Here is a 12,465-nt window from a genome sequence, read left to right on the forward strand (position 1 = left end):
TCATCACTCCATTTATAAAGAATAAAAAAATAAGAATTGCTTTTAATGATATAGTCATATATATGAATTATAGGTTTAAATTAATACCTTTTAAGAGGTAAGTCAATATATTTTTAAGGATGAATAATGATACAAAACAAAAATATCTATTATATAGATGCGGATAAAATTCCTCGCTATATGCAGATTAAGTATGATTTACAGCAATATTTAGCTCAGCATCAATGGCAGTTTGATGTGCCAATTCCGAGTGAACAGGAATTGGCGACTAAGTATGACGCTTCCGTTGGGACTATCCGTAAAGCGGTGGAGTGTTTAGTTGAGGAAGGCGTATTGATTAAGCATCAGGGAAAAGGGACATTCTTGAAACACCCTGCGTTTGTTGAATCTTCGATTGTACGTTTTTATCTACGTAATGCCAAAGAGGGTAAACCGGAAACCCCAATCGGGGAAGTTAAATGTGTTAAATTGGTGAAAGCAAGCCCTAAAATTAATGAATTACTGGGGGAACCACTAGACAAAGAACTGATTTATATTGAACGTATTCGCTCAGTGGATAATAAAGTGATTGTGAGTGATAAGATTTGGTTATCGCAAGAAAGATTTAGTGATTTACTCACAGTGAAATTAGACCAATTTGAGAACTTGCTTTACCCCTATTACTTTAAAAAATGTGGACAACTGGTTGTTTCGGCGAAAGAACAAATGTCAATTTTACTAAATCACAGCGATACTTATTTGACAGATGGTCAAGAAAAAGTAGTAATTAAGGTATGTAGGTCAGCAAAAGGATTAGATGGGCGTATTATTGAATATCGAGAGTCTTATGGTCTAGCGGAAGATTTCTATTACGAAACAATTATTACCTAACCATTAAATATTTTTCGTGAGAAAGGCAACTTTTTTAAGTTGCCTTTCTTTTTTTATGATTTATATCAAATTTCCACTAATTAAGGTTATAAAATACTTGAGCATAAAAATACAACTAGTTATATATATGAGTATATGAATTTGTACTTATAATGAGGTATTTCTTATGAACCTGAAAAAACTTCTGAACTATGCAATTATTCTTGCATGTCCAATAGCTACTTATATTTTTCCTACACCTGACGGTTTATCGGTGCTTGGCTGGCACATTTTAGGTGTTTATATCGGTACTATTCTTGCTCTCATTCTCAAACCTTTCCCTGCTCCCCCTCTTCTGTTAGTCGCCGTTGCGATTTCCGCCATTATCATTGGTAATACACCAGCTGAAGTTTTAGCTGATGGTACTAAAATCGCAGTAAAACAAGGTGCGGTATTAGACGGTTATAAATCAGGTACAACTTGGCTGGTATTTGCGGCATTCTCCATGAGTGCGGCATTTGTACAAACCGGTTTAGGTCGTCGAATCGCTTATAAAATGATTGGTGCATTCGGTAGTACAACATTACGTTTGGGCTATGTAAATGCCATGTTAGATTTATTAATTTCGCCGGCAATGCCATCAACGACGGCACGTGGTGGCGGTATTCTTGCTCCAATTATGCAATCTATCGCGGTTTCTTTAGGTTCAGAACCTGAAACTTCACCTCGCAAGGCCGGACATTATTTGTTGCTTAATACTTATATGGTGGTTAAAACTACAGGTTTTATTTTCTTAACGGCAATGGCACCAAATGCGGTTGCACTTGAGTTAATGCGTCCGATTTTAAATATTGATGTTAGCTGGACGCAATGGTTTATAGCCGCATCTGTTCCTGGTTTACTAACGTTATTACTTTTACCTTTTGTCACTTATGTACTTTACAAACCAGAGCTTAAAAATGTTGATAACAAAACAATCGCTCGTGAAGGTTTAGAAGCAATGGGACCAATGACAGTAAAAGAAAAAGTCTTAGCTGGCGTATTTATCAGTGCAGTTTTAGGCTGGGTATTCTCCAAACAATTAAACTTATCTGAATTTACTGTAGCGATTGCGGCAATGGCGGCGATTGTAATTAGTTCAGTGTTGTCTTGGGATGATGTACTTAAAAACAAAGGCGGTTGGACAACGTTAACTTGGTACGGCGGTTTATTAGGTATTGCGGCGGTACTTACCAAGCTAAATTCTTTGTTTGGTTATCAGTCGCAATGAGTAATTTAGTACCGGCTGATTTAGGTAGTCCAATGTTTATTACGATCTTACTTCTTATACTAAGTGTATTAGTCCGTTATGTATTTGCATCAGGTGCTTGCTTATGTAGCTTCAATGGTACCTGTGTTCTGTGCGGTAGGTATGGCGGCGGGAGCTGATCCGGTATTTTTAGCATTCGGCTTATTATTTTCTAATAGCTATGGCAGTATGGTAACTCACTATGCGTCAGCACCTGCCGCAGTTATTTACGGTTTGGGCTATCACGATGTGAAATCATTCTGGATTGCCGGAGGGGTATGTGCATTAGTGACATTACTTATCCAAGTAACAGTCGGTTTCGGTTGGTGGTCAATGCTCCAAAGTATGGGGATTTTGGGTTAGTAAAATAATTCAAAAATTTGACCGCTTCTTCTTTGTAGCTAGCGGTCAAATTTCATAACTTTTTTACAAAGGTGGATAAAATGAAAAAAGTTCCTTGTATGATTATTCGTGGTGGTACATCAAAAGGTGTGTATTTCTTAAAAGATGATTTACCGGAAGATATCGCTGAACGTGATAAATTCTTAATGGCAATTATGGGATCGGGTGATCCGACCCAAATCAACGGTTTAGGCGGTGCGACAAGTGTCACCAGTAAAGTAGCGATCGTTTCAAAATCTGAAAAAGAAGGGGTTGATTTAGATTACTTATTTGCTCAAGTTGGTATTGGACAAAAAGTGGTGGATACGGCACCTTCGTGCGGTAATATTTTATCCGGTATCATTTGTTTTGCGAGTGAAAAAGGCTTAATTGAATTACAAGATGGCATCACGAGCGTAGTAGTAAATAACGTTAATACCAACAGTATTATCGAAGTTTCCGCCGAGTCGCCAAATAAACAATTGAAATATACGGGTAATGCGGAAGTATCCGGTGTACCGGGAACAGGTTCGCCGGTGAATTTGAATTTTAGCCAAATTGAAGGGGCAAAAACCGGTAAAGTTTTCCCGACCGGTAATAAACAAGATAATATCAACGGCTATAATGTGACTTGTATTGATGTAGCGATGCCGATGGTATTGTTTAATGCGCAAGATCTTGGCTTAACCGGTAAAGAAACCAAGGCAGAATTAGATGAAAACCGTGCGTTATTCGAGATTATTGAGCCTATTCGCCGTAAAGCAGGTGAGATGATGGGATTAGGTGATGTATCTGAAAAAGTGATTCCCAAAATGGGGATTTTATCAACGCCGGCCGGCAAAGGTAATATTACCTCTCGCTACTTCGTGCCGGACAAATGCCATGCAAGCCATGCGGTAACTGGTTCAATTTGTGTTTCTGCGGCGTGTAATATTGAAGGTACGGTAGCCTATCCGCTTTATAAAGATACCGGCAGTGTCGTAACGATTGAGCATCCGTCTGGTTTTATCAGCGTTGATATGATTTGTGAGAATGTAGATGGTGATTACAAATTTACTCGCGCAGCGTTAGTACGTACTGCTAAACCGTTAATGATGGGTGAAGTGTATTACGATGAAACAGCAGAATAGTGCGTTAAGTTTTTATATACTTAAAACATAAATGCTATAGATAAAACAAGCGGTCAAATTTAGCAAAAAATTTGTAAGAAATTCGCTAAATTGGACCGCTTGTTTTGATCTCATTTTTATTTTTCCACAAATTGATTACTCTGTTTAATCATCTGTAGAAATAAAGCGAGTGGCGGACGTTCGCTTTTAATTTTTTCACCTTGTGCGTCAAAATTTTCAAAATGGCCTTGTTTATCAATATGATATTGTTCGCCGTCAGGCATAATTGCAATATCCCATTTATGATTCGATGCTAATAACCATAACCGTTTGTTTTGGCTAGAAAGATCAATCCCTTGAGCATAGTCGCTAATAGGATTTTTTACGCCGAAGAATTGGTGCAATAACGTCGGCAAGAGATCTACGTGGCTAGACAAGAGGTCATATCGTTGGCTTTCGCCTTGCCAATACATCATCATTGGCACTTGAATATGCTGTTTAGCAAAACTATTTTCCGTTTGTTTATCCGATGTAAGTGCTTGGTCGGCAGTGATAATCACTAGCGTATTCGCTAACAAAGCATTATTTTCGAGTTGTGTCCAAATTTCTTTAACTTGCCAATCAAATAGCTTAGTCTGTTGAGCATAATCATTCGCACTTGGCATCGTTAAATCTAAATAGCTAAAAAACGGTTGATTTAAGGTACGCTGTGTCAGCCATTGTTTCCATTGTGCGATAGCCTCTAAATTATTTTTTGATTCAGGTAATAAAATACCGGCAAATGCACCTTGATGATAAATAGGTTCGGCAAAGCCATTATGTGAAAATAATCCTAATTGATAATCTGCATTTCTAAACGCCAACAACAGCGGCGATGTTTCTTTGTTCCCTAATACGGAATCTAAATATTTGCCACTTAAACTATAAAATATCCCTAAAACACCACTAGATGCTGAATCTCCACTTGAATAGTGCTTGCATAAAACGATGTGATTTTTGACTGATAGTAGTCAATGTCGGCATATTTTCAGGCAAGATTGCCTCATTACTTAAGCCGGATAAATTGATCATTAAAATATTCGTTTCAGGTTTTTTACTGAATACTAACGGATGTTTTGGATAATTGAGATAAAAGCTGTCCAAACGTCCATTTTCTTCAATTTCTTGCTGTAATTCGGCACGATCAATCAGTCCATGCTTTTGTAAGAAGGTACGAGCAGTCATTGGATGCGATAATGGATAGTTTGCCTTTTGTGCGGTAATCGGACGATATAACGTCATATCCGCCCAAGCGTAAATTAAATGTGTCGCGGTAAAACAGCTTAAGAAAAAATAAGCAACATATTTCCCCCATTTTTGGCGGTTAAAACTACGTAACTTTTGCCAACACCAACGTGAATAGAGCATTTCTGCTAATAAAATAAGTGGCATCGGTACAAAGAGCAGTTGCCATTGTCGGGTTAGTTCTGCCTGATCAGGATTCACCAGTAGATCCCAAACCAGTGGTGATAGGTGTAGATAAAATTGTTTAAAAACTTCTGTATCGAGTAATAGAACCGTCTGTCCGATAGTTGCTAAGATCACGGAAGAACCACGAAATACACGGTCATTTTTAATCAGAAAACTGAGAGGAAAAAGTAATAATAAATAGACGGCAAAAACAATAAAACTGAAATGCCCGAATAAACTGGTAAAAAAGTAGAGTTTACCGGATAGCGTATTCGGCCAATCTGCATTAAAGGCGTATCGGGAGGCGACCAATAACGCCAAGACTACATTAAAAAGTGCAAACCAGTGTCCCCAAGTAATACGTTGTGATGTTTCTTCACGATATTGGAGAGAGTTTGACGGTAGCAGTTGGCGTAATTGATTTAACATTGTTATTTGGTTTTTAGTGAATTTTTAAGTGCGTTTGAAAAAACCTCGGCTAAGGCAAGACGTTGTGTTTCGGTTTGCACATTTTCCAATAAGATATTGGTAACCATATTACCTAACGCCATAAGAGAAAGATCGACCGGTGCTTTATGTTTTTCAAGTGTTGCAATTAAATCGCTTGATAAGGCATCGAATTGTTTACTTTGATATTTTGATTGAGTAGCCATAGAAAAATTTAAGTGAAAAAATTTCATAAATATTAGCATACTTTTATTGGAAAGAGAGTAATAAGCGGTTCTATTTTTTAATAAATTCACAAAATTAATCGCTACTGATACGAACTTAGTTATTCTATGGTGTTTTTCCTTTGCTTATTAATGTGAAAAAATATAAAATGAACACTTGTTCATTTTGCTAGCCAAGGGAGATTTATGTCTAAAAAAGTGAAATCACACGATATGGCTGATCATATCTTGTCTGCGACGGAATTACTTCTTGCAAAAGAAGGGTTACAAAATTTATCAATGCGAAACATTGCTAAACAAGCAGGTATTGCGACCGGTACGCTTTATCTTTATTTTAAAACGAAAGATGAATTGCTTGATTATTTGGCAGAACAATTACATGAACGATATTATCGTTATGTGAATATTGATTTTGATCCTAAAGTCCCGTTATTTGAGCAATATCGCCAAATATGGCTCAATAAGAGGCATTTTTTGGAAGATAATCCGATGATGGCGGCAAACTTATACCAATATCAAGCAATGTTAGGTTTTAACAATATCGTAAACAGGATTATGAACGACCCAGAATTTATTTGGAATCGATTTGTAGCGGAAGGCAAAGCACAAAAGATAATTGTGGATTTACCTAATGATTTACTTTATTGCATGAGCATTGGTGTGGTTGCCGATATTGCTTATTTAGAGCAAGTGAAGCAAGAAAGCATATCAAAAGAATTTTTTGAGGAAAGCATTTTACGAACTTGGAAGGCAATTACCTTCTAAAATATTTTATTTACCTTCTTTATTTATGGAGAAATTATGACGACAGAAAACCAAAAGCCGGGGAAAGGCAGAAAGTTTTTAATTGCAATAACGCTGATTATTGTACTGGTTGCCTTTGTTGGTGTTGCCGGTATGCAGAAGTTTATTGCAGGGAAAAAAGCTGAAGCAAATGCAAATATGCCTGAAACGGTTAGTGAAATTACGGCTATGCAGGTGTCGACAAAAGAATGGACACCAAGTCTTTCGGCAGTAGGTTATATCCGACCTAATCAAGGTGCGATGTTAAGTGCAGAAGCATCAGGTACAGTGACTCGTGTTTATGTCCGTTCTGGTCAACGAGTAAATCGAGGCGATCTTTTAGTTGAATTTGATAGTGCAGTGGAAGAAGCAAATTTACGTGCAACGCAAGCACAATTACCAAATGCTAAAGCAAATTACGATCGTTATCGTAACCTCGTTGCATCAAACAGTGCTTCTAAAGCGGAATTGGATAATGCACAATCAACTTACAATCAATTACTTGCCAGCATTGAATCGTTAAAGGCTTCTATCGGTCGTCGTAAAGTCTATGCACCATTTAGCGGTATTGCCGGTATCGTAAATGTAAATGTCGGACAATATATTTCTACTGGTACTGAAATCGTCCGTGTTGAAGATCAAAGTTCAATGAAAGTGCGTTTTACATTGCCACAAACGGATGTGGAAAAAATTACTATCGGTCAAAAAGTCACAGCAGTAATTGATGCGTTACCGGGACAAACATTCCCTGCGAGTATTGCGGCGATTGATCCTGCGGTCGATCGTCAAACAGGTTTAATTAATGTTGAAGCAGTGATTACTGAAAATCAAAATAAATTATTATCGGGAATGTTTGCTCGTTTAAACGTAGCATTACCAACTGAAAAAGATCAAATTGTCGTACCACAAATTGCAGTAACCTACACAATGTATGGTGAAACGCTTTATGTGTTACAACCACTTTCTGATGCAGATAAACAGTTAGTTGCGAAAATGGCGGAAAAAAATCCGAAATTAGATGCAAATAAAATGTATCGTGTAAAACAGGTTGAAGTAAAAACATTAGACCGTAGTGGCATTTATGCACAATTGGCTAAAGGTGTGAAAGCCGGTGATTTAATTGTAACGGGCGGTTTCCAACGTTTAAGTAATAATGCACTTGTGATTATTTCTGAACAAGAAGCGGTAGGTGTAACGCAACCTGCTAAAGAAAGTAGACTTTAATTGAGGTAATCAATGAAATTTACTGATATTTTTATTAAACGTCCGGTACTTGCAGTTTGTATTAGTTTGTTGATTACTATTTTAGGTCTGCAATCTATTAACAAACTTCAGGTACGTGAATATCCTGAAATGACAATCTCCATTGTAACGGTGAAAGTTAACTATTCAGGTGCGGATGCAAGTTTGATGCAAGCACTTGTTACCTCGCAAATAGAGGAAGCGGTAGCACAAGCGGATAATATTGACTATGTAACCTCATCAAGTAGTCCGAGTACATCGACAACGACAATTAAGATGAAGTTAAATACGAATCCACAAATGGCGTTGGCGGATATTTCAGCAAAAGTAAATGCGATTCGTGCTAACTTACCAAGTGGGATTGATGATCCGTCTATCAGCGTTTCTTCAGGTTCGAATGACGCGTTAATGTATATTCGTTTTGTGTCGGATGAGCTTTCTACGCCACAAATTACTGACTATATTAACCGTGTCGTGAAACCGCAATTCTTTACGGTAAACGGGGTTTCAAGCGTAGATATTTTTGGTGCGGCGAACTTTGGTTTACGTATTTGGTTAGACCCTGACAAAATGGCGGGGAATAACCTTTCTGGTGCTGACTGTACTAGCGGCTTTAAGTGCGAATAACTTAAATACGGCGGCAGGTAATGCGAACGGTTATTATACGGTTTATAAAAACAAAGTAGAGTCCAGTACGCCATCGGTTGAAGAGTTAGAAAACGTAACGATTTCAACCACGTCTGACGGTCGTATTATTAAACTGAAAGATATTGCCAAAGTTGAATTAGATAAATATCAAGATTCTTCACGTGTTGTGGCGGACGGTAAGGAAGCGGTCGTTTTAGCGGTAAGTGCTTGCAACGACAGCAAACTCGCTAACAGTAGCAAAAGATATTTATCCAGTATTTGATATTATTACTAAGAACTTACCGTCCTCAATGAACGGTCAAATTCTTTATGATAAAACGATTGCAATTAATAGTTCGATCAATGAAGTAATTAAGACTATCGGTGAAGCGACCGTGATCGTATTAGTCGTAATTATCCTTTTCTTAGGGTCATTACGTGCAATGATCGTGCCGATCATTACGATCCCGATTTCATTAATCGGGGTGTTATTCTTCTTACAAATGTTCGGTTTCTCTATCAACTTATTGACCTTGCTGGCATTAGTATTGGCAATCGGTCTTGTGGTGGACGATGCGATTGTTGTATTGGAAAACGTTGAACGTCATGTAAAAGAAGGCAAATCGCCGTTTGATGCGGCAATTATCGGGACTCGAGAAATTGCATTGCCGGTAATCTCTATGACAATTACCTTGGCGGCAGTATATTCGCCAATGGCATTAATGGAAGGTGTGACAGGCTCTTTATTTAAAGAGTTTGCTTTAACGCTTGCCGGTGCGGTATTTATTTCGGGGATTGCGGCGTTAACCTTATCACCAATGATGTCGAGCCGAGTATTAAAAGAACATAATGAGGAACACGAAGGTCGTTTTGCAAAATGTATTAATGCGATGCTGGATAAAATGACTAGTTGTTACACCAATATGTTAAGAGGGGTAATGGCAGTTCGTTGGTTAGTGGTCATTTTTGCGATCAGTATTTTTGCAGTATTACCAACTTTATTAACTTCTCTTTCAAGTGAAGTCGCACCGACCGAAGACCGTGGTTTCGTGGTGGGTATCGGTAATGGTCCGTCAAATACTAACTTAGATTATACGCAAGAAGCTACTGCTAAATTTAACGATGAAGTGAGTAAAATTCCGGAAGTTGCGTCCATGATGACGGTATCCGGTTTTAATGGGGCAAACAGTGCGTTATCGATTATTTCACTAAAAGATTGGAATGAGCGTGAACGTGAACGTGCTCCGATTGCGGCAGATGTGTCTAAGATTGCAAAAAGCGTTGTGGGTATGGATATCAATGCGATTTCATTCCCTGAGATTTCAACGGGTGAAAATGGTTTACCGTTCTCATTGGTGATCACCACAGCAGATAACTATGCGAAGTTAGCGGATGTGGCGACGGATTTCTTGAAAAAAGCACAAGCATCAGGTCAATTCTTCTTCTCAAGTTTAGACTTAAAATTCGATACGGTTACCATGAAATGGAAGTTTGACCGTGAGAAAATGGGGACTTATGGCGTAACAATGCAACAAGTAAGTAATACATTAGGCGCTTATTTGTCAGGTGCAATTATTACTCGCGTGGACATTGATTCCCGTGCGTATCCAATTGTATCGCAGGCTGTTCGTCAAGACCGCTTAAATCCGCAAGATTTAGTTAATTACTATGTTACTACGGCAAATGGTAAAGCTGTTCCGTTAAGTTCGTTTGTATCGCTAGAATTATCAACTGAACCGTCAGCGTTACCACGTATGAACCAGTTAAACTCTGCAACGATTGCTGGCGTAGTTTCTAGTTCAATCGGTGATGCGGTAAATTGGGCAAAAGCGGAATTAGATCGTAGCTTACCGAAAGGTTATCAGTATGACTTTAAATCGGAAGCTCGTCAGTATGTACAAGAAGGGAATGCAATGGCAATGACTTTCGCTTTAGCGGTTGTGATTATCTACTTGGTACTTGCGATTCAATTTGAATCTTGGCGTGATCCGATGGTAATTCTGGTGTCTGTACCATTAGCACTAAGTGGTGCATTGGTTGTGATGAATGTACTCGGTATTGCAGGAAAAGCCGGTGCAACCTTAAATATCTATTCACAGGTAGGTCTAGTTACTTTAGTTGGTTTAATTACCAAACACGGTATCTTAATGTGTGAAGTAGCAAAAGAAGAGCAGTTAAATAACGGATTATCCCGTTTTGAAGCGATTGTTCACTCTGCAACGATTCGTTTACGTCCGATTATGATGACAACAGCGGCAATGGTTGCAGGTTTGATCCCGTTACTCTTTGCAATGGGGGCTGGTGCGATTGCTCGTTTTAGTATGGGTATGGTAATTGTTGCCGGTTTAAGTATTGGTACGTTATTTACCTTATTCGTATTACCAGTTATTTATACCTTCTTAGGCCAAGAGCATAAGCCACTTCGTGAATTTGACGAAGAGAAATATGCGAAAACTGATATTGAAGCATAATATAAATCGCAAAATATAAAGATAGCCTCTTAGTGTTTTAGCTAAGGGGCTATTTTTTTATATATCCTAAATTTATGCGAGCAAATTGCCAGGAATGAGAAAATTTACTCTATTTCCTATTCATTTTCTATTACAATAAGATTGTATTTTATTAGTTAATTAAGTAAGGAATTAAATAATGACAAAATTAAGCGTAGTAATTCTAGCGGCAGGTAAAGGAACTAGAATGTACTCTGATTTACCTAAGGTACTTCATACCGTAGCAGGTAAACCGATGGTAAAACACGTGATCGATACGGCAAAACAAATCGACGCACAACAAATTCATTTAATTTACGGTCACGGTGGCGAATTATTACAACAACGTTTAAAAGATGAACCGGTAAATTGGGTGTTACAAGCAGAGCAATTAGGTACTGGTCACGCAATGCAACAAGCGGCGCCTTTCTTTGCTGATGATGAGAATATCTTAATGCTTTACGGTGATGCACCGTTAATCACTAAAGAAACATTAGAGCGTTTAATTGAGGCAAAACCGGAAAACGGTATTGCATTATTGACCGTAGAATTAGAAAATCCGACCGGTTATGGACGTATTATTCGTGAAAATGGCTCAGTGGTTGCGATCGTAGAGCAAAAAGATGCGAATGCGGAGCAATTAAAAATCCGTGAAGTGAATACGGGTGTTATGGTCGCAAGCGGTGCAAGTTTCAAAAAATGGCTAGGTAATTTAAATAACAACAATGCACAAGGCGAATACTATATTACTGATGTGATCGCAATGGCAAACCAAGACGGCTATAAAGTTCAAGCGGTACAAGCAAGTGAATTTATGGAAGTGGAAGGGGCGAATAACCGTTTACAACTTGCGGCATTAGAGCGTTTCTACCAAAAAACACAAGCGGAAAAACTCTTATTAGCCGGTGTGCGTTTAATTGATCCGGCACGTTTTGATATTCGTGGCGACTTAACGCACGGTAAAGATGTTGAAATTGATGTAAACGTCATTATCGAAGGTGAAGTAAAACTGGGTCATCGTGTTCGTATCGGTGCAGGTTGTGTACTTAAAAACTGTGAAATTGGTGATGATGTAGAAATCAAACCATATTCTGTGCTTGAAGATGCAGTAGTGGGTAAAGCGGCACAAATCGGTCCGTTCTCTCGTTTACGTCCAGGGGCAAATCTTGCGGAAGAAACTCACGTTGGTAACTTCGTTGAGATTAAAAATGCTCAGGTAGGTAAAGGTTCAAAAGTAAACCATTTAACCTATGTCGGTGATGCGGAAGTAGGTAGCAATTGTAACATCGGTGCGGGTGTCATCACTTGTAACTACGATGGTGCAAACAAATTCAAAACGGTTATCGGCAACAATGTGTTTGTTGGCTCAGATAGCCAATTAGTTGCTCCGGTTACGATTGCCGATGGTGCAACTATTGGTGCGGGCGCAACTATTACTAAAGATGTGGCGGAAAACGAGTTAGTGATTAGTCGTGTACCACAACGCCATATTCAAGGCTGGCAACGCCCAACTAAGAAAAAATAGTTCTTAGTTACTCATATACATATGTAACAAGCGGTTGGATTTGCAAAATTTT

6 protein-coding genes and 3 pseudogenes are annotated in these 12,465 nt (G+C 38.4%); 7 read left to right on the plus strand and 2 right to left on the minus strand.

The features are described 5' to 3' along the window. Positions 1-126 precede the first annotated feature (126 nt). From NYR89_RS03130 to NYR89_RS03140, 3 genes and pseudogenes are all read left to right on the plus strand, one after another. The gene (locus tag NYR89_RS03130; RefSeq protein WP_279446297.1) at positions 127-870 is read left to right on the plus strand and encodes a GntR family transcriptional regulator; all 744 of its coding nucleotides are present in this window, start codon (positions 127-129) and stop codon (positions 868-870) included. A 166-nt stretch (positions 871-1,036) separates the two neighbouring features. Then, a pseudogene (locus tag NYR89_RS03135) lies at positions 1,037-2,500 on the plus strand (DASS family sodium-coupled anion symporter). Positions 2,501-2,580: 80 nt separating this feature from the next. Further along, a complete protein-coding gene (locus NYR89_RS03140) occupies positions 2,581-3,648 on the plus strand; it encodes a 4-oxalomesaconate tautomerase (protein WP_279446298.1) in 1,068 nt (355 codons plus the stop codon). 116 nt (positions 3,649-3,764) lie between these two features. Here NYR89_RS03140 and NYR89_RS03145 read toward each other — a convergent pair. Next, positions 3,765-5,505 (minus strand): annotated as a pseudogene (locus NYR89_RS03145) (DUF3413 domain-containing protein). A 2-nt stretch (positions 5,506-5,507) separates the two neighbouring features. Then, positions 5,508-5,729, minus strand: coding sequence for a YejL family protein (locus NYR89_RS03150; protein WP_279446299.1), 222 nt, complete (start codon positions 5,727-5,729; stop codon positions 5,508-5,510). 204 nt (positions 5,730-5,933) lie between these two features. Here NYR89_RS03150 and NYR89_RS03155 point away from each other — a divergent pair, with 204 nt between their 5' ends. From NYR89_RS03155 to glmU, 4 genes and pseudogenes are all read left to right on the plus strand, one after another. Further along, positions 5,934-6,512, plus strand: coding sequence for a TetR/AcrR family transcriptional regulator (locus NYR89_RS03155; RefSeq protein ID WP_279446301.1), 579 nt, complete (start codon positions 5,934-5,936; stop codon positions 6,510-6,512). 36 nt (positions 6,513-6,548) lie between these two features. Next, positions 6,549-7,754, plus strand: coding sequence for an efflux RND transporter periplasmic adaptor subunit (locus NYR89_RS03160; RefSeq protein ID WP_279446302.1), 1,206 nt, complete (start codon positions 6,549-6,551; stop codon positions 7,752-7,754). 12 nt (positions 7,755-7,766) lie between these two features. Then, positions 7,767-10,870, plus strand: a pseudogene (locus tag NYR89_RS03165) (efflux RND transporter permease subunit). Positions 10,871-11,048: 178 nt separating this feature from the next. Further along, positions 11,049-12,413 (plus strand): bifunctional UDP-N-acetylglucosamine diphosphorylase/glucosamine-1-phosphate N-acetyltransferase GlmU, encoded by a 1,365-nt coding sequence (gene glmU, locus NYR89_RS03170; RefSeq protein WP_279446303.1) that lies wholly within the window; start codon positions 11,049-11,051, stop codon positions 12,411-12,413. The last annotated feature ends 52 nt before the right edge of the window (positions 12,414-12,465 follow it).

It is taken from the genome of Actinobacillus arthritidis (genome assembly GCF_029774155.1).
Classification (GTDB): Bacteria; Pseudomonadota; Gammaproteobacteria; order Enterobacterales; family Pasteurellaceae; genus Actinobacillus; species Actinobacillus arthritidis.